This is a genomic window from Amorphoplanes friuliensis DSM 7358 (assembly GCF_000494755.1).
GTDB classification, from domain to species: Bacteria; Actinomycetota; Actinomycetes; order Mycobacteriales; family Micromonosporaceae; genus Actinoplanes; species Actinoplanes friuliensis.
Genome location: NC_022657.1, coordinates 1,445,869 through 1,463,677, shown reverse-complemented (window position 1 = coordinate 1,463,677; position 17,809 = coordinate 1,445,869). Strand labels below are relative to the sequence as shown.

General features: G+C 65.7%; 16 protein-coding genes. 14 read left to right on the top strand and 2 right to left on the bottom strand.

Annotated elements, in window-relative coordinates:
• Position 1 precedes the first annotated feature (1 nt).
• The 7 genes from AFR_RS06735 (at position 2) to AFR_RS06705 (ending at position 8,826) form a co-directional block, all read left to right on the top strand.
• Positions 2-865 (top strand): ABC transporter permease, encoded by an 864-nt coding sequence (locus AFR_RS06735; protein ID WP_023359149.1) that lies wholly within the window; start codon positions 2-4, stop codon positions 863-865.
• Positions 862-1,695 carry an ABC transporter permease gene (locus AFR_RS06730; RefSeq protein ID WP_023359148.1) on the top strand — a complete coding sequence of 278 codons (834 nt, stop codon included), beginning with the start codon at positions 862-864 and terminating at the stop codon, positions 1,693-1,695. The genes AFR_RS06735 and AFR_RS06730 overlap by 4 nt, the downstream gene beginning before the upstream one ends.
• Positions 1,696-1,697: 2 nt before the next feature.
• Positions 1,698-3,089 carry an NAD(P)/FAD-dependent oxidoreductase gene (locus tag AFR_RS06725; RefSeq protein ID WP_023359147.1) on the top strand — a complete coding sequence of 464 codons (1,392 nt, stop codon included), beginning with the start codon at positions 1,698-1,700 and terminating at the stop codon, positions 3,087-3,089.
• Between the two features lie 29 nt (positions 3,090-3,118).
• A complete protein-coding gene (locus AFR_RS06720) occupies positions 3,119-3,949 on the top strand; it encodes a patatin-like phospholipase family protein (protein WP_041840656.1) in 831 nt (276 codons plus the stop codon).
• Between the two features lie 40 nt (positions 3,950-3,989).
• A complete protein-coding gene (locus AFR_RS06715; RefSeq protein WP_041841854.1) occupies positions 3,990-4,745 on the top strand; it encodes an alpha/beta fold hydrolase in 756 nt (251 codons plus the stop codon).
• Between the two features lie 9 nt (positions 4,746-4,754).
• On the top strand, positions 4,755-7,796 hold the full coding sequence (locus AFR_RS06710; RefSeq protein WP_023359144.1) for an ATP-binding protein: 3,042 nt from the start codon (positions 4,755-4,757) through the stop codon (positions 7,794-7,796).
• A gap of 88 nt (positions 7,797-7,884) precedes the next feature.
• Entirely contained in the window at positions 7,885-8,826 is a 942-nt protein-coding gene (locus tag AFR_RS06705) for an MHYT domain-containing protein (protein ID WP_023359143.1), read from the top strand.
• Between the two features lie 300 nt (positions 8,827-9,126).
• On the opposite strand, the gene AFR_RS45890 is transcribed toward AFR_RS06705, so the two are convergent.
• Positions 9,127-9,525, bottom strand: coding sequence for a hypothetical protein (locus AFR_RS45890; RefSeq protein WP_148307889.1), 399 nt, complete (start codon positions 9,523-9,525; stop codon positions 9,127-9,129).
• A gap of 460 nt (positions 9,526-9,985) precedes the next feature.
• Between AFR_RS45890 and AFR_RS06700 the strand changes: the two genes are divergently transcribed.
• From AFR_RS06700 to AFR_RS47655, 7 genes are all read left to right on the top strand, one after another.
• A complete protein-coding gene (locus tag AFR_RS06700) occupies positions 9,986-11,080 on the top strand; it encodes a hypothetical protein (protein ID WP_023359142.1) in 1,095 nt (364 codons plus the stop codon).
• 19 nt (positions 11,081-11,099) lie between these two features.
• Positions 11,100-11,405 carry a hypothetical protein gene (locus AFR_RS06695; RefSeq protein WP_023359141.1) on the top strand — a complete coding sequence of 102 codons (306 nt, stop codon included), beginning with the start codon at positions 11,100-11,102 and terminating at the stop codon, positions 11,403-11,405.
• The gene (locus tag AFR_RS06690) at positions 11,402-11,686 is read left to right on the top strand and encodes a hypothetical protein (RefSeq protein ID WP_023359140.1); all 285 of its coding nucleotides are present in this window, start codon (positions 11,402-11,404) and stop codon (positions 11,684-11,686) included. The genes AFR_RS06695 and AFR_RS06690 overlap by 4 nt, the downstream gene beginning before the upstream one ends.
• A 278-nt stretch (positions 11,687-11,964) precedes the next feature.
• Positions 11,965-12,264, top strand: coding sequence for a helix-turn-helix domain-containing protein (locus AFR_RS44835; protein WP_148307888.1), 300 nt, complete (start codon positions 11,965-11,967; stop codon positions 12,262-12,264).
• Positions 12,265-12,290: 26 nt separating this feature from the next.
• Entirely contained in the window at positions 12,291-13,346 is a 1,056-nt protein-coding gene (locus AFR_RS44830) for a protein kinase domain-containing protein (protein ID WP_084297923.1), read from the top strand.
• On the top strand, positions 13,343-15,163 hold the full coding sequence (locus AFR_RS45885; protein WP_148307887.1) for a tetratricopeptide repeat protein: 1,821 nt from the start codon (positions 13,343-13,345) through the stop codon (positions 15,161-15,163). The genes AFR_RS44830 and AFR_RS45885 overlap by 4 nt, the downstream gene beginning before the upstream one ends.
• 696 nt (positions 15,164-15,859) lie before the next feature.
• Positions 15,860-16,657, top strand: a complete 798-nt coding sequence (locus tag AFR_RS47655; protein WP_023359139.1) for an NUDIX domain-containing protein — start codon at positions 15,860-15,862, stop codon at positions 16,655-16,657.
• On the opposite strand, the gene AFR_RS43395 is transcribed toward AFR_RS47655, so the two are convergent.
• Positions 16,654-17,790: an NsdA family TPR-like regulatory protein gene (locus AFR_RS43395; RefSeq protein ID WP_202963974.1), complete on the bottom strand. Its 1,137-nt coding sequence runs from the start codon at positions 17,788-17,790 to the stop codon at positions 16,654-16,656. The two genes, AFR_RS47655 and AFR_RS43395, sit on opposite strands and share 4 nt — an antisense overlap.
• Between the last annotated feature and the right edge of the window lie 19 nt (positions 17,791-17,809).

Below are 17,809 nucleotides of genomic sequence, written 5' to 3'. Positions count from 1 at the left end.
CATGAGCTGGAGCCGGCGCGTCCTGGCGCCCTACCTGCTCGTCCTGCCGGGCGGGCTGTGGCTGCTGCTGTTCTTCGTCATCCCGATGGTGACGATGCTGTCGCTGTCGCTGCAGCAGGGCGACATCGTCAACGGGTACGTCTTCACCGGTCACTGGCAGACCTACGTGGACGCGATCTCGAACTACCGGGTGCAGCTGGTGCGCTCGCTGATCTACGGGGCGATCACCACGATCCTGCTGATCGTGATCGCGTTCCCGGTCGCGTACTGGATCGCCTTCTACGGCGGGCGGCGCAAGCCGACCTATCTTTTCCTGCTGCTGTTGCCGTTCTTCGTCTCGTTCGTGCTGCGCACGATCTCGTGGCGGCAGATCCTGACGGACGACGGCATCCTGCTCGGCTCGCTCAAGCAGATCCACCTGCTTCCCGACAACTTCCACATCCTGGGTACGCCCGCAGCCGTCATCGGCGGCCTGGTCTACAACTTCCTGCCGTTCATGGTGCTGCCGGTCTACGTGGCGCTGGAACGCATCGACCCGCGGGTGGTCGAGGCGGCCCGGGACCTGTACTCGAACCCGGCCGCCGCCTTCACCAAGGTGATCCTGCCGCTGGCCCTGCCCGGTGTGTTCGCCGGCGTGCTGATGACCTTCGTGCCGGCGAGTTCCGACTACGTCAACTCGGCGGTGCTGGGCAGCCCGGAGACCACGATGATCGGTCAGGTCATCCAGTCGCAGTTCCTGGTCAGCTCCAACTATCCGATGGCATCGGCCCTGTCCTTCACCCTGATGGCCGTGCTGCTGTTCGGTGTCTTCAGCTACGCGCGGGTCCTGGGTACGGAGGACGTCATGAAGGTGGCAGCCCGATGACGCAGGCAGTGCTCGAAGACGCGCCCGTCGTCAAGCCGCGCCGGTCTCGGCTGACCGGTGGGCGAGCGCTGTACATCTACACCTGGGTGATCATGGCCTGGCTCATCCTGCCGGTGCTGTTCATGATCGCGTTCGGCTTCAACGACACCCCGGGCCGGTACAACCAGACCTGGGAGGGCTTCACCTTCAAGTGGTACGGCCGGGTCTTCGATCTGGACGAACTGACCAAGGCCCTGGTGGTCTCCCTGGGCGTGGCCGTGGTGAGCTCGTTCGTCGCGGGTGCGCTCGGCACCGGCATCGGGTACGCGCTGGGCCGCTTCCGGTTCCGCGGTTCGGGCACGCTCAACCTGATCATGTTTGCCACGATCTCCTCGCCCGAGCTGGTCATGGGCACGTCGCTGCTGACGCTCTTCGTCTCGGTGGGGGCCGGGCTCGGCGTCGTGACGATCACGATCGCGCACATCATGTTCTCGATCTCGTTCGTGGCGATCGTCGTCCGGGCCCGGGTGCTGACCCTGGACAGGTCCATCGAGGAGGCCGCCGCCGATCTCGGCGCCAACGCGTGGACGACCTTCTGGCGGATCACCTTCCCGATCATCCTGCCGGCCGTCGGGGCGGGCATGATGCTGGCCTTCGCGCTGTCACTCGACGACTTCGTGGTCACCAACTTCACCGCGGGCACCACCACGACGTTCCCGCTGTGGATCTGGGGCGCCACCCGGGTCGGCCTGCCGCCGCAGGTCAACGTCATGGGCACGCTCATCTTCATGGCCGGTGTGCTGCTCGCCGTCGCGTCCAGCATCCGTTCCCGGCCCCGGAAGCGTTCCTGATCATGGCGAGCCGGGCGCTCGCCGACGCGGTTCCCGAGCCGTACTGGCTGGGGCAGGCGGGCGCGCCGGCCGCCGCGGAGCCGCTGCACGGCGTCGAGACCGCGGACCTCGTGGTGGTCGGCGCCGGGTACAGCGGGCTGTGGACGGCGCTGCTCGCCAAGGAACGCGATCCCGGCCGCGACGTGATCGTGGTCGAGGCGGGCACGGCCGGGTGGGCGGCGTCCGGGCGCAACGGCGGCTTCTGCTCGGCCAGCCTCACCCACGGGTTCGACAACGGGCTGAGCCGCTTCCCCGACGAGATGGACACCCTCGAACGCCTCGGGCGGCGCAACCTCGACGAGATCGAAGCGGCCGTCGCGCGCTACCGGATCAAGTGCGACTTCTCGCGTACGGGTGAGTTGAACGTCGCCACGGCCGACTGGCAGTTGCGGGAGCTGACCGCCTCGCACGACGAGGCAGTGGCCCGCGGTCTGGACGTGCAGCTGCTGGACCGTGACGAGGTCCGCGCCGAGGTCGACTCCCCCACCTATCTCGGCGGCGTCTGGGACCGCACCGGCTGCGCGATGATCGACCCGGCCCGCCTGGTCTGGGGTCTGCGGCAGGCCTGCCTCGACCTGGGCGTCCGCCTCTTCGAGAATTCCCCGGTCGACCGGATCACCACCACGCGGGCCGGGCTGCGCCTGCACACCTGGCGCGGCAGGATCGACGCGGCGCACGTCGCGCTGGCCACGGGTGCGCACGCCGGTCTGTTGCGGCGGCTGCACCACTACGTCGTCCCGATCTACGACTACGCGCTGATGACCGAACCGCTGACCGCCGACCAGGTCGGCGCGCTCGGCTGGCGCAACCGCCAGGGTGTCGGCGACGGCGGCAACCAGTTCCACTACTACCGGCTCACCGAGGACAACCGCATCCTGTGGGGCGGCTACGACGCCATCTACTACCGCGGCGGCCGCATCAGCCCCGAACGCGATCAGCGCGAGGCGACCTTCGAAGTGCTGGCCGACCATTTCGCGGACACGTTCCCGCAGCTCGAGGACGTGCGCTTCACGCACAAGTGGGGTGGGGTCATCGACACGTGCAGCCGTTTCAGCAGCTTCTTCGGTACGGCGTACAGCGGGCGTCTCGCGTACGCGGCGGGCTACACGGGTCTCGGTGTGGGTGCGACCCGCTTCGGCGCGAACGTGATGCTGGATCTCCTCGCGGGTGAGCAGACCGAGCTCACCGAGCTGAAGATGGTCCGGCGCAAGCCGATCCCGTTCCCGCCCGAGCCGGTACGCGCGGGTGTCATCGAGCTGACCCGCTGGTCGATCGCCCGCGCGGACCGCCACGAGGGCCGCCGCAACGTCTGGCTCCGCACCCTCGACAAAGTTGGTCTCGGCTTCGACTCGTAATTCCGGTACAGCGTACGTAAAATAGGGCCATGCAGAGAGCACTGGTTCTGGGCGGTGGCGGATCAACCGGGGTGGCGTGGGAGACGGGCCTGATCGCCGGGCTCGCGGAGCTCGGCGTCGACCTGTCCACCGCGGACATGTTCGTCGGCACGTCGGCCGGGGCGATCGTCACCGCGCAACTCAGCACGGGCGTGCCGATCGCCGAACTCTTCGCGGGCCAGACCTCCGCGGTGATCGCCGAGGAGCTGACCGGCAGTTTAGGCGTCGGCGGGATCCTGCGGTTCATGGTCACCGGCGCCTGGTGGGGCGACCACCAGCGCGGACGTGCCTGGCTCGGCCGCGCGGCGCTGCGGGCGAGCACACCCCCCGAGGCCGAACGGCGGCCGATCATCGAGCAGCGGCTGCCGGTCCACGACTGGCCGTCCCGGCCGCTGCGGCTGACCGCGGTCGACGCGGAGTCCGGCGAGTTCGTCACCTTCGACGCCGGCAGCGGGGTGCCCCTGGTGGACGCGGTCGCCGCGAGCTGCGCGGTGCCGACGGTGTGGGCGCCGGTCACCATCAACGGCCGGCGCTACGTCGACGGGGGCGTCCGCTCGCTGGCCAACGTCGACGCCGCCGCGGGCTGCGACCGCCTGGTCGTCCTGTCACCGCGGATCGCCGCCCTTCGCCGTGGCGACCGCCCGGACGCCCAGGCCGCGACCCTCGGTGTCCCGCACGTCGTGATCAGCGCCGACCGGACGGCCCAGGCCACCATGGGCGCCAACCCGATGAACCCGGCCTACCGCGTGCCGGCGGCCCGGGCCGGCTTCGAGCAGGCGGCACGTGTCGTGGATCAGGTTCGCGGGGTCTGGGCGAGCTAATTGGGCTGTGCCGCGGTTCGCGAGTCCCTACGGTGACGCGATGATGCTTTCCCATGACGTGACCGGAGACGGCACGCCCGTACTCCTGCTGCATTCGACCGTCTGCGACCGCCGGATGTGGGATCCCCAGGTGCCGGTGCTCGCCGGCGCCGGTTGTCAGGTCATCCGCTGCGATTTCCCGGGGTTCGGGGAGACACCCATGCCGACGGAATCCCAGAACGAGGCCGACGACGTCAGCGAACTGCTGGACCGGCTCGACGTCGGGGCCACCGCGGTGATCGCCGCCTCCGGCGGCGGGCAGGTCGGTCTGGAGTTCGCGTCGCGGTGGCCGGCCCGCGTCACCTCGCTGATCCTGCTGTGCACGGCCTGGGGCGGTCACGAGCGGGGACCGGAGCTGCGGGCCTTCGGCGCCCGCGAGGACGAGCTGCTCGAGGCAGGCGACGTGGCCGCGGCGGTGGAGCTCAACGTGGAGACCTGGGTGGGCCCGGCCGCGGACGAGGCAACCCGCGACCGGGTACGCGTGATGCAGCGGCACGCGTTCGAGGTGCAGTTGGCAGCGGTGGACGTGCCGCCGTCGATCGGGCACGAGACCGAGCTGAAAGCCATCACCGCACCCACGCTGCTCGTGTCCGGTGCCCACGACCTGCCCGACTTCCGGCAGACCGCGGCCGAGCTGGCCGGGCTGCTGCCCGGCTCGCAGCACGTCGAGCTGGACTGGGCCGGTCACCTGCCCAGCCTGGAACGTCCCGACCTGGTCAACCCGCTGCTGCTCTCCTTCCTGAGGGACAGGCCCTAAGTTGGTGCCATGGTCGCCTTCGGCGTTCTCGGACCCGTGCGCGCGGAGACCGCGCTCGGGCCCGTCGCGCTCAAGGGGCCGCGGCACCGTGCGGTGCTGGCCCGTCTGCTGATCGCCCGCGGCCGGGTCGTGCCGGTCGACACGCTGATCGACGACCTGTGGGAAGAGCCGCCGCCGGGTGCGGTCGGTGCCATCCGCACCTTCGTCGCCGACCTGCGCCGCGCCCTGGAACCCGACCGGCCGCCGCGGCAGCCCGCCCGGGTGCTGATCACCGCGGCACCCGGGTACGCATTGCAGGCCGAGGACGTGGACGCGTGGCGCTTCGAAACAGCCGTCGACGAGTCCGCGGATCTGCTCGCCACCGGCCAGGCCAAGGCGGCGCTGGCCGGGCTGGACGAGGCGCTTGCCCGGTGGCGCGGACCCGCGTACGCGGAATGGGCCGATCGGCACTGGGCCCGCGCGGAGATCGACCGGCTCGACGAGCTGCGGATACTCGCCGTGGAACGCCGGGCCGAGGCGCTGCTCGGCCTCGGCCGCGCCGCCGACGCCGTCTCCGGTCTGCAGGCGCACGCCGAGTCGCACCCGCTGCGCGAGGACGCCTGGCACCTGCTGATCACCGCGCTCTACCGGGCGGGCCGGCAGGCCGACGCGCTGGCCGCGCTGCGCCGGGTCCGCGACACCCTCGTCGACGAGCTCGGGGTGGATCCCGGGCCGCGGCTGCGGCAGCTGGAGACCGACATCCTCGGCCAGGCCGCCCACCTGAACCCACCGGCGGCGCCCCGGCCCGAGCCTCCGCCGCTGATCGGGCGCGACGACGAGCTCGACCGGCTGCTGCAGGCGGCCGGCCAGGTCGTCTCGGACGGACGGCCCCAACTCGCACTTGTCTCCGGTGACGCGGGTGCGGGCAAGACGACGCTGGCCGAGGCTCTGCAGCACCGCCTGGGCTGGACCGTGGTGTGGGGTCACGCCCCCGAGTACGACGGAGCGCCGGTCGCCTGGCCCTGGCCGTCGGCCGACCAGCCGGGTGGTGATCCGGCCACGGCCCGCTTCCGGCTGCGGCAGGCCGCCGTCGCCCGGGTGACCGCGCTCGCGGCCGGTGGACCGGTGCTGCTGGTCGCCGACGACCTGCACCGCGCCGACGAGGCCACCCTCGACCTGCTCGCCGCGCTGACCGCCGAGCCGTGGCCGCTGCTGGTCCTCGGCACCTTCCGGGCGACCGAAATCAGCCCTGCGCTGACGGCGGCGCTGGCGCGGTTCGCGCGTGCCGAGCCCGTGCGGATCCAGCTGGGCGGGCTCGACGAGGCTGCTACGGGGGCTCTTGCGCGTACCGTGTCGGGCCGGGAGATCGATGCACCGACCGCGCGGCTGATCCATCGCCGCAGCGGCGGAAATCCGTTTTTTGTCCGTGAACTGGCCCGGCTCCACGAGGGCGACGGCGACGCGTTGCAGCAGGTCCCGGCCGGTGTGCGCGACGTCATCCGGCACCGGCTGGCCCGGCTGCCGGACCCGGCCCAGACCGTGCTGCAGCAGGCCGCGGTGCTCGGCCAGGACATCGACCCGGAGGTGCTGGCCGCGCTGGCCGGGCCGGGGACGCCGCTGCTCGACGCCCTCGACGCCGCCCTGCGGGCAGGCTTCCTGACGGAGGACGGCCCGGGCGGTCAGCCCCGCTTCACCCACCTCCTGGTACGCGACACGCTCTACGACGATCTGTCCGCGCTGCGCCGTGCACACTGGCACGCCCGGGCGGCGTCGGCTCTCGAACGGCTGCGACCGGACGACGTCGCCGCGCTGGCCCATCACTTCGGTCTCGCGGGCGGGTCCACCGCTCCGCAGGCCGCCAGATATGCGCGGGCCGCCGCCGAGCTGGCCGAACGCGGATCACGACCGCACGACGCGGCACGGCTCTGGCGCCAGGCACTCGACTCCGCCGCCGCCGGACGGCAACGACTGGCCGCGGTCATGGGTCTCGGCCGGGCGCTGGCGGTCACCGGGCACCTCCACGAGGCCCGGCAGCTGCGGGACGAGGCGATCACCACCGCCGAGCAGCTGGACGATCCGGAGCTGACCGCGGAGGTCCTGGCCGCCTTTGTCGTCCCGGCCACCTGGACCCGCAACGACGACGAAGTCCTGTCCGCGCGCATCGTCGCCGCCGCCGAACACGCGCTGCCCGCGGTGCGGGGCGCTCAGCGCAGCCGCCTGCTCAGCACCCTCGCGCTCGAGCTGCGCGGTGACCGTACCGGCCGGGGTGACCGGGCCGCCCGCGAGGCCGAGGCGCTGGCCCGCGAGGACGGCGACCCGGTCCTGCTGGCGTTTGCGCTCAACGCGCGGTTCATGCACACGTTCCGGCGTACCGGGCTGGCGCGCGAGCGGGCCGCGATCGGCGCCGAACTGGCCGAGGTGGCCGCGAAGCACGATCTCGCCACGTTCGAGGTGCTGGGCCGGCTGATCCTGATGCAGGCGCACAGCGCGCTGGGTGACCTGGCTGCCGCCGACGCCCACGCCGCGGCCGCGGATCAGCTGGCCGACCGCTACGACCTGCCCGTCGTCGGTGTGCTCACCACCTGGTACGCCGCTCTGCGCCTGGCCGTCACGGGTGATCCCGGCGCCGCCCGGGCCTACCGCGAGGCGGACGGACGTCTCGCCGCCGAGGACATGCCCGGCATGGCCGACGGGCTGCTCGCGCTCGCACTGCTGTCGGTGGCGGCGGACGGCTGGGCGGATGGCGACTTCGGCCCGTACGAGCCCTGGGTCCGGCCGTTGATCTTGATCTCGCGGGGTCGTCCCGTGGAGGCGGCCGAAGCTCTGCGGCAGGCCCCGGAGTCACCCCACGATCTGCTCCGGGAAGCACGGCTCTGCCTCCTGGCCCGCGCGGCCGAGCACCTGGACGACAAGATCATCCTGGCCGAGCTCCGCGAGCAGCTCAGCCCGGCCGCCGGAGAGCTGGCCGGCGCCGGAACCGGTGCCGTGACCTTGGGGCCCGTCGACGACCATCTCTCCGGCCAGCCGGGCCCGCCGAACAGCCATCGACGCACCCACCCAACGTCGCAATAACAGGAATCCTCCCTCACATTGTTCTGCCGAATCCCCCACTGGCAGGCAGGATGCATCAGTACGCCGATCATCGAGGGAGTTGACCGGGATGGCGCAGATCCATCACTTCGAACACGGCTGGATCACTCCGACCGTGAGTTACGTGCTGTCCGTCCTCGGGTCACTGCTCGGGCTGGTCTGCGCGTCACGCCTGCGGTCCGCACCCAGCGCCGGCTGGCGCACCTGGTGGCTCGCCCTCGCCGCGGTGGCGATCGGTGGCACCGGCATCTGGACGATGCACTTCGTCGCGATGCTCGGCTTCAGCGTGGTCGGCCTCCCGATCCGCTACGACGTCGGCATCACCGCCCTCAGCGCGGTCATCGCGATCGTCGCCGTCGCCATCGGCCTGTTCATCGTCGCCCGCGGCACCAAAGCCCTCGGCGTCCGCTTTGTCATCGGCGGCCTCTTCGCCGGCCTCGGCGTCGCCGCCATGCACTTCACCGGCATGTACGCCATGCAGCTCGACGGCACCATCGACTACATGACCAGCCGCGTCGTCGCCGCCGTCGTCATCGCCGTGGTGGCGGCCACGGTCGCCCTGTGGCTCGCCATGACCGTCCAGCGGCCGCTGGCCATCGTCGTGTCGGCCCTGGTCATGGGGGTCGCGGTCAACGGCATGCACTTCACCGGCATGTCCGCCATGTCCGTGCACCAGGCCCCGACGGCCGGCACCCTCTCGGGCGCGAGCGCCGGCACGCTGCTCATCCCCATCGGCCTCGCGGTCATCTTCGGCGTCCTGGGCCTCGTCTACGCCCTGATGGCCGCCCCGACCGAGGAGGACCGGGCCGCCGCGGCCTACCTGGAATCCCGCCGGACCGCCGCGCAGGCCACACCGCCGGCCGCACCCGCCGCGGGCTGGCAGCCGTCACAGCGCACCCAGACCCCGCCGCAGCAGCCGCCGTCCCAGCCGATCCCCGGCCAGCGCGCCAACGGTCAGCGGATGCCCTCGACCAGCGCCGCCTGGACGTTCCGGGACCGCGCCAAGAAGTAGCCCGACAGCAGAAAAGGTCCGGTCGCCGCGGCGACCGGACCTTTTTGTTACCACTGCATGGGGTGACCGACGGGACTTGAACCCGCGACCCCCGGGACCACAACCAAGGTCAACCACGGCGAGCGAACGTACAGAACGAGGATGTTCGCAGCTCAGCCCATATCGGCACCCCAGCCTGACGGGGTCTGACCGCATCTCGCGGTGCTCTTCCGCTCACGGCTCGCTCCCGCTGCGCTCCCAACGGGACCGCGCTCAAGCTTGCAATCAAGACTTCGAGAGGGCTGGCAACCAGCCCGTCCGTCAACGCCCGGAAGAGACCGAACCGTGCGGTACGGGCGTTACAGCCTTCACGCCCGAAGGCTCCGGCTTCGGTCGCGGTAAGCCAGTGAGACAACCTTTCACGTAAGACTCCTTGACCTGGCCAAGCCAGGTTTTCCGCTTCTCGCTGCTTAAACCCGAGTCATCCGGCGCGGACGGAATCTCTCCTTCGCCGTAGTCACGCAGGTCGTAGCCCAATAGACACCCTTGCTCCGAGATCTGAGACCCCTGCTTTTGGAGTTGTCCCCGGTAGGTGATGCCATCGTTGGTCACCGTGTCGAGAAACTTTTCTCTCTCCTGGTATTGCTCCGCCGCCGTTTGGGCACAGCCTCCCAATGCCAGTCCGACAATCACGAGGACGCCAATCAGCCACCGACTCATGGTCGCCAAGATAACGATATGTCAATGCCTTGTCTACTAAGAGTCACATTTACGCTGATCACTGGACCGCAACGGGATCCAGCCTCAGGCCTCCACCCCGGAGGGACGCGGCCGAGTAGACCTGGTCAAAGCCTGACCAAGGCGGGCGTTAGAGCCACTTGAATCGAACCCACCGGCTGGGCGCCAGGCCACACTGGTTTTCAGACCGGAATGAACTGCGCCCCACCTGCGCATAGGCGCTCCGCGACACCCCGCTTGCCGCGTGTTTGCTGTACGAGTCGCCGCCACACGCTGTCTCGGGGGTCACGGGGTGCCCCATCAGTCAGCGATCCCTTAGTTGCCTCTGTGAGCACCCATGTCGTTTAGCCGACGCGGAGGGAGCCGACGCCCCGGAGCGGGGATGTGTCAGGCTGAGGCGTCTTGTCTATGGCTCAACATTGCGTCGATCTTGCGGGGGGTCATGACCGAGTTCTACGTTGACGCTGCCGGGCTCAATAGCGTGTACAACCAGCTCGTACGCGCGAGCGGCGACGCTTCCGACACCCTGGAGTACACGAGGAAGCATTGCGACCTGGGTTTCACCGACGTGGGCCTGATCATGCGGCTGATCTCACCGCACAAGCATGCCTATGGAGAAGTCACCGAGGCTCTGACCCAGCTCAAAGAACTGGCGCAGGGAGCCGGCACGCAGGTGAACGCGGCCCAGCACGACTACGCCCGCACCGATCAGGCCGCGGCCGCACGGCTGGATGCCGGCTATCCGGGAGCGAAGGATCCAGCCGCTGTGCGGGGAAGCCTTACGCAAGGCCGGCCGGATCTGCAGGGCTACCGATCAGCGTTCACCGACGTCGCACAGCCCGGGAGCCATCTGAAGAACCCCGAGTATGCGATCGGCATCGAGATGTGGTCGATCAACCCCATGGCTGATCTGATCAGCCCTTCGGCGTGGCTGCGCCAGGTGAGTATCTGGCTGTTCAGCTACGACCCCTTCGAAGGCTGGGCGTCGCAGTTCAGCGGCGACTGGAAGGCCTACGTGCATTGCGGCAACGCCATGGGCTTGGCCGGCGCCGCCGCGCACGACATCGGCCGCAACCTCGTCGCCGGCGCCACCGACGTGTCCACGGTGTGGCGCGGCAAGGCCGCCGAGGCGGAACAGGAATTCCAACTCACTCTCGGCGCTGCGGCCATCAACCTGCAGAGCGCTTGCCGCCAGTACAACGAGCTCTACATGCAGGCCGCCGAAGCGGTCAAGAAGCTGTTCGACGTCGTCAGTGGGCTGATCAGCGACCTCCTCGACGTCCTGATCATCATCAACGCGGCAGCCGCAGTGGGCACCGCCACCATCGAAACCGTCGTTGGACCGATCGCCGGGTACGGTGTCGCCGCCTACTACACCTGGCAGGCCTACGACCTGTACAAAGAAATCTCCTCCCTCTACGGCAACGCCGAAGACCTGCTAAAGCTGATCGGCGGCTCGATCACCGGCATCAAGGCCACGCTGGCCGTGAAGGATCTCCCGACTGTGCAGCCCTACCATCACCCGGCCGGCTACTGAGCCAGGAGGACACGGACACGTGAACGGCGATATCGCGGAAGACCCACTCGCGCGCTCGGTGTTGAACCACCTCGCGAAAACCCGCGGCAAAGATGATCCCCTCGGCTCGCTTGCCCGCACCGTCATCAGTGGAGAAGCCACCCTGCGCACCGCAGCGGACAACTCTTGGCACAGCCAGGGCCTCGCCGAAGCAGCCCAGGCCGCACAAGACGAGCAAAACCGCATGACTCCCGAGCAACGCGCCGACTACGAAAGCGCCGCGCGGCGGCTCATGAACGACACCGCCGCCGATGACACCGACGACGCGCCGGGTAGGAACCCATGAGCCCCTTCAAACGCTGGCGCATCGCCATCCCGCTGGCCATCATCTCGGCGCTCCTGCTCGGCGCCACCATCCTCGGCGCCTGGGCCTACTGGGCCGACGACAGCACCGCCGAACATGCCCTCACGGCCTTCCTCGGGATCATGTTCGCACTCTGCCTTGGCATCAGCATCTCGATCGGCGTCGACCGCAAACTTCAAGACGTACCGTGGATGCGCATCGGAACAGTCGCCCTCTTCATCGCACTCGCGTGCGGCGTTAGCTGGGTCCGAGACAGCCTGTAGCCGCACGCTCTGAGCCTGCCAGCGCTTGATGATGCAATCCTCCTGGCCCCGTCAGCCGCCCGTCTCGCTACCCACCCAGGCGTAACTCCTGCACGTGCCTCAACCAGCTGATCAAGGGCTCGACCAGCAAGACAACACCTGAGTTCGGTGTTGGATCTGCCCGAACGTGCCTCAAGCGGATGAATGAGAATCGCCCATGCGGGTGAGTAGAGCTCAAGTCGGTCTAAAAGCCGGGCGAAAGTTTGTCCAACTGGACAACATGCCTTAGCATCGTGCACATGGGAGACGGTGGCACCGCACGACTGCTGCGAGAGATCCGGAAGCGAAAAGGGTCGACGCTGCGCACCGCCGCCGACGATCTTGGTATCACACCAAGCCATCTCTCTAGACTGGAACGCGGAGAGAAGTCCCCGTCAGCAGAGTTGATGATCAAGGTGGCTGGCTACTACAGGATTAATCCAGACTTAGTGGCTCTAGAGCAGGGCCGCATTCCTGAGGACATTGTGGAAATCCTTCAGGAAAACCCATTTATTCTGGATAGGCTTCGTGCCGAGTTTGGGAAACCGGAGGCTCAGTGACGCGCGTCCTACCTCGCGAGGCAGCAATGTATCTAGGGCTGCAGTTTGGCCACTACCTCGTTAAGGATTTCATCAACAACGGCGGCTTCGGAATGGTATTTGAAGCCGAAGACACCCGTAACGCGCGAGTTGTTGCCATTAAAATTCTCAAGTTGAATCCCGATCGCGGCACGCTGGCGGAATTTGACAACGAGGATGAACTGCTGTTCAAACTTCGTGGCAGTTCAAATGTAATCGCAAGAATCGATGCCGGCACCGGCAAAATCCCCTTAACCCAAACACCAAGTTTCATGCCGATAGAGCTTGATGTTCACTACATCGTAATGGAATTAGCGCAGGCCTGCCTCGAAGACCTTCTCGCATATAGAGATATTCTCGGTTGGCAGGAGCGCATTCGCCTCTTTCGAGGCTTGGTGAAGGGTATGCATCAAATGCACCTCAAGGAGGTGGTACACAGAGATCTGAAAGCCGGGAACTGTCTAGTCGTATGGCAGGGCCGAGGGCATACAGAAACCAAAGTATCCGATCTTGGGAGGTCTAGGGATCTCAAGAACCCTCCTAAACACCATGCGCTGGAATATTTGGCCGGCCGGGGAGACTTGCGTTTTGCTCCGCCGGAGCTGCTTTGGATGCAAGGCTTCGACAATCCGAGGGTTTGGATGCAAGCCGATCTTTATGGATTGGGTTCGGTCCTCTTTGAGCTCGCAACGGGCCAGGGTATCACCGGGGTTGCTCTAGGTTCCGGTCCTGATCATTGCCACCGCATAAGCAAGATGCCGCCAAATCTCAGACGTGCCCACTTCGAGAGTCAGATAGGTGACATGCGCGGTCGCTATGAGCTGGCTTTCGATATGTTCAAAGCCGAGCTTCCCAAAAGCATAGCGAACCAAATGACGGAGTTAGTACGCCAACTTTGCGACCCAGATCCGTCCAAGCGCGTTCCGCGTGTAATTGCCAAGTCCCAAACCGAAAGACCGGGTTTGCAATGGCTTCTCCGGCGGGTTGACATTTTAGCGCGAATGCTTCGCAACGCCGAGGCGCAAGAAGAGAAAAATAGACGAAGGAAGGAGTCCAAGCCATGATCTCCGCCGCAGATACTAATACTGCGATTATAGCTTCTCCGACGGAGGCGCTCCGTGCTTCGCCGTCTGCCCTTCGTGTTGTAAATCCTATTCTTGCGTCGGTCGGACTTATCGCCGAACTCGACAAGTACGACCAGGGCGTCGAAGATACCGGGGCCGATGGGGACCCAGAATCTGCAAAAATCGACAAGCGTTGGAATGAACTCCGCACGTCGGCGTACGAGAGCGCCAAGCAGTTCGCCGACGCTAACGCGAATTCTGTAACCGCGTGGGCTCGTTTAGCACAAGCCGCTCACAACGCGAGTCTGACACAAAGCGCAGCCGAGGCCGCCATTGCCGCACTTAAACTTTCGACCGTGCGCGTCAGCGCAGGAACCGAGATCGACGGGCCGGCCGTGTACTCCGCCGCTGCAGTTTTGGCCGCCGTGGGCCAGGCAGCAACTGCCGAAAGCTACCTTGCGCAGCTTCCTGCGACTCCAAGTATCGTTGTACTTCTAGCCGCTCTTGCTGTCGAACGCGATGATTTTACGCGTGCCATGGAGCTAATAAAGTCGGTGTCAAGTTCAAACGCTACCGCTTTGCGCGCTTGGCTCTTCCTTAAAGAAGGTCGCGCCCAAGAGGCGTTGCACGAGCTGCGCTCGGTTCATCGGACTACGTCACCGACGCCTGAAACGTTAGCTAATACAGCATTCGCGTACGCCGTTCTCGGTTCACCCACTAAGGCTGTCAGAACAGCAAGACAGGCCGTAGCAATCGCGCCTATGGACGAGACTGCGAGTTTCAACCTCGTGGGCTACTACATGAACGTGCGGCAGTTTGTGCAAGCGCATAGTGAACTCGACCGGCTCTCACACGCCCGAGGAGAAGATGCTGACATTGCTCTAGCTCGCGCTGGCATCCACTGGGATGCCAACGAGCTGGACCTGGCGCTTGGCGTCCTGCAAAGGGCACGGGCTGTCACAAACCTCCCAGCCAGCCTTAGGGCCAGCGCTGAAGTAGGGGCGAATATCGCAGTGCTGAAATATCTCCGAGGTGATTGGAATATCGAAAAGGCACTCAAGGACATAAAGGGGCAAGCCTCTCGGGCGGGCGGTCGCAGTGTCAACGTTGTGATGGCATACCTTGGACTTTTGTCCCGTACGGATCAGGTCGAAGGCGTGACCCACCTAATTGACCAGGCATCGGAGTGGCATTCGGCCGAAAAGCTAATTCCGGCCAGGGCAAGGGTATTGCATTTGCAGTGCAGGTTTGCCGAGGAACAGGAACTCGTCGCGGAATGGGCCGCCCGGAGCCCACTGAACGAGATGGCCGTGGGCCTGTCGGTCTATCTGCTGGGCGCGGTCGAGGGCAAATATAGCGTTGCAGCCGATTGTGGACTTCAGGCGTTGAAGCGTCTTCCGTCCAGTCAAATTGTTCTAAACAACACGGCTTACTGTCTTGCGATGGCCGGCCGTGCGCGGGAAGCCGTTTCGGTGATTCACAGGATGGAAGTCAATCGCCATGTCCCAGTTGCTACGGCTGGACTCGTAGCAATATCTATGGGCGACGTCGAGACCGGTCTCAAGTTTTATCGCGATGCCGCTGACCTCGCAAAGAGGGAGCTGAGGCACGAGGACGATCGCAGACGAGTGCACGCAATCCTAGGTATAAACCAGCGCATCATTCTACGAAAGATGAAGAGGAGTGTCCCGGCCGAGCACCAAGACCTGCTAGTCCCTCTTAAGCTACCCACCAATTGGCGAAAGTACGCATCGCTGTCGCAGTTGGCAGAGGCGGCGCTAAGGGAAGGAATTGACGTAGAAAGCCTTGGTTCATAGCAGGCTCAAGGCGTCGAAGACTGGCTGATTTCCGAGCTGGTACACCTCGGCCCCTTACAGCGAGCTGACCGGTAGCCCAAACGAGCTGGGTTCACTGGGCGGCTCGCCTGCCTGCGTCTATACCAGGTGCAATTCCGGCGAGCGTCAAGCTGGCCAGGCTGCGCACGACGTTCCAGGGCTGGTCAGACCACACATGTCTCGGCAGAGATTGGCGACGGCAGCAACGCCGACCACGAGCCCTTCACCTTATGGCCCGCTCGGAGTGTCGACATGGCCCGCTCGGAGTGTCGACCAAGGCGGCCAATGGGCGGACGCCGAGCCGATGGGCATACCAGGCGACGCCGTGCTGGCATCAGTTGAACGGGATGCCGGCTCCGGCGACTACCACGGCCAGGTCAGTGATGTGATGGCGAAGTCTTCGTTGGGGCGTTCGAGCGGGATCGACGCGAGCGCAAAACAACGATGAGACCTACCGTTGCGATTCGCCCGCACCTGCCCGCGCCTCATGGAGATCCGCCGCGCCAGCCCGCTCCCACCGGGCGTCTTTGGGGAGGTCCCCTCCCTGAGTCTGCAGACAACAGCTCGAGGCAGGCTTCGACCGAATTCGGAGGTTCAGTGAAGACATCCGCCACGGAACCCACCAATACGAGCAACTGGACAGGATCACCGCTCGCCCCGCCTACTAAGCTGGCCGATATGAGCGACGTAACCGGCAGTGTGGAGCGGGTGATCCGTGGCCGCATCAAGGAGGGCATCTACCCGCCAGGCGGTCGGCTTCCGTCGGAACGCACGTTGTCTGCCGAGCTTGGCGCAGGTAGAACGACCATCAGGCTCGTGTTAGGCAAGCTGGCTGTGATGGGGCTGATCCAGCCGCAACACGGTCGTGGTTACTTCGTCACGAGCACGATGGGCCGAAACGAGATACCTCTTCCCGAGCAGGATGATACACATCGATGGCAGGTGTTTGGAGCTCGACCGGTATACGAGTCTCCACCCTGGATCCGGGTCGACCTTGTGGACGTTCAACCGCCGGGTGGCATGGAACGCTTCGAGCACCATGTCGTCCGGCTGTTTACCGCGGCAATCGGTTTGGTTATTGACGATTCCGACCGTGTGCTGATGCTGTGGCGTCACCGGTTCGTAAGCGACCAGTGGGGCTGGGAACTGCCTGGAGGTATCGTCAGCGACACGGAGGATGGGCAATCCGCGGCAGCACGAGAGATCGAAGAAGAGACAGGCTGGCGACCGAATAAACTGACGCCAATAATTTCATTTCAGCCCATGATCGGCATGGTCGATTCGCCACACAAGCTCTACTACTCGCGCGGCGCAACATTTGCTAAGAAACCAGATCCGTCAGATGAATCAGGTGAGGTTGCATGGATTCCGCTTACCCGCGTTCGTGAATTGCTCGAAAAGGGCCAAATAATCGGGGCAGGCTCCATCGTTGGCCTTCTCCATTTTTTGGCGTTCGGCCCACCCAAGTTGAACTAGGCGCGATCCAAGAGGCGCGTTGTTAGGTGGTCAAGCCGGCGCTTGATCCGCAAAGAGCCGGTTCGGATCACCAGCGACCTGGCTCTCCTCGCTTGATATACGGCTTGACTCAAATCCCCCTGCGCGAAATAAGCCTGGGCCAAGTTGACACGCAGCGGCGCTTCCGCCCTCGTAAATGTTCCATCATGTTCCGCCAGCGCCGCATGTAACGCATCGATCGCTTCGGTCTCCCCGAGCATGGCAAGCACGTTTCCCCGCCACCGGTTCAAATGCGCATGGTTCAAGAAAACTCCGGGAACTTCCGGATCCCGCATTTCAACTCCCTCCGGCAACGCGGTCAGAGCGAGATCAATCGAGTTCCGAGCTCGACTCTCACAGCCTGAGGAAGCGGCGATCTCGGCCTCTGCTGCGTGCAGCCAGGCGATCAGCCGAGCGGGCACGTGACCCCTCGCCGCAGATACAGCCTCTCCAATAAGCTCTTGCGCAAGGAGAGGTTTTCCGGCGTCAATAAGGACATATGCCTGCTCCGCCATGGCGTGTGACCTCAGCGCCAGATTTTCCGCCTCGCGGGCAGCTCGCCGAGCAAGCTCATAATGACGCCAAGCTCTATCGACAGCACCCACGTCGAGAGCTTGCCAGCCGCCAAGAGTCGCAGCACTGGACAGCGCCCGAGCTATGGGTCGACGCACCGACGAGAGCACTGCGTATGCGAGAGCGTTTTCCAGCGTTCCGATGTGAGCCGCCATAGGGTCGGCGAGAGCCGGAGCACCCATCTGGCGATCCATGGCCCGGAAAAGCTCTGTCTGATTGGTCAGGACGCATATCATCCCAGGATCAACCGACTTGGCGCTGTCTATCCTCTCCGCCAGCTCGACATATGCCTCATCCAGAGTCGTGGAAGCATCTGAAGGACCGAAAAGCTCAGCATCTGTGAGTCCGAAGATTGCGCGTAGCGTTGCTCGATCATTTCCGCCGACGGGCCGTCGATTATTTTCCCACTCGGAGATATAGGTCTTCAGACTTGCCCGTTTCGGCGATGGCTGCCCGCTCCCCAGCCGCCGACGTTCAAACTCGACCACAAGTCTGTCCTGCGACCAGTCGCGAGCCTTGCGCGCAGCCTTGAGTCGGTTCACTGGACAGGCCTTCCGATTG

Coding starts and splice junctions, on each gene's coding strand:
- AFR_RS06735 (WP_023359149.1), top strand. CDS start 2: ATGAGCTGGAGCCGGCGCGTCCTGGCGCCCTACCTGCTCGTCCTGCCG.
- AFR_RS06710 (WP_023359144.1), top strand. CDS start 4,755: ATGGTCGCCTTCGGCGTTCTCGGACCCGTGCGCGCGGAGACCGCGCTC.
- AFR_RS45890 (WP_148307889.1), bottom strand. CDS start 9,525: ATGAGTCGGTGGCTGATTGGCGTCCTCGTGATTGTCGGACTGGCATTG.
- AFR_RS06715 (WP_041841854.1), top strand. CDS start 3,990: ATGATGCTTTCCCATGACGTGACCGGAGACGGCACGCCCGTACTCCTG.
- AFR_RS47655 (WP_023359139.1), top strand. CDS start 15,860: ATGAGCGACGTAACCGGCAGTGTGGAGCGGGTGATCCGTGGCCGCATC.
- AFR_RS06700 (WP_023359142.1), top strand. CDS start 9,986: ATGACCGAGTTCTACGTTGACGCTGCCGGGCTCAATAGCGTGTACAAC.
- AFR_RS06705 (WP_023359143.1), top strand. CDS start 7,885: ATGGCGCAGATCCATCACTTCGAACACGGCTGGATCACTCCGACCGTG.
- AFR_RS44830 (WP_084297923.1), top strand. CDS start 12,291: ATGTATCTAGGGCTGCAGTTTGGCCACTACCTCGTTAAGGATTTCATC.
- AFR_RS06725 (WP_023359147.1), top strand. CDS start 1,698: ATGGCGAGCCGGGCGCTCGCCGACGCGGTTCCCGAGCCGTACTGGCTG.
- AFR_RS06690 (WP_023359140.1), top strand. CDS start 11,402: ATGAGCCCCTTCAAACGCTGGCGCATCGCCATCCCGCTGGCCATCATC.
- AFR_RS45885 (WP_148307887.1), top strand. CDS start 13,343: ATGATCTCCGCCGCAGATACTAATACTGCGATTATAGCTTCTCCGACG.
- AFR_RS06730 (WP_023359148.1), top strand. CDS start 862: ATGACGCAGGCAGTGCTCGAAGACGCGCCCGTCGTCAAGCCGCGCCGG.
- AFR_RS06720 (WP_041840656.1), top strand. CDS start 3,119: ATGCAGAGAGCACTGGTTCTGGGCGGTGGCGGATCAACCGGGGTGGCG.
- AFR_RS44835 (WP_148307888.1), top strand. CDS start 11,965: ATGGGAGACGGTGGCACCGCACGACTGCTGCGAGAGATCCGGAAGCGA.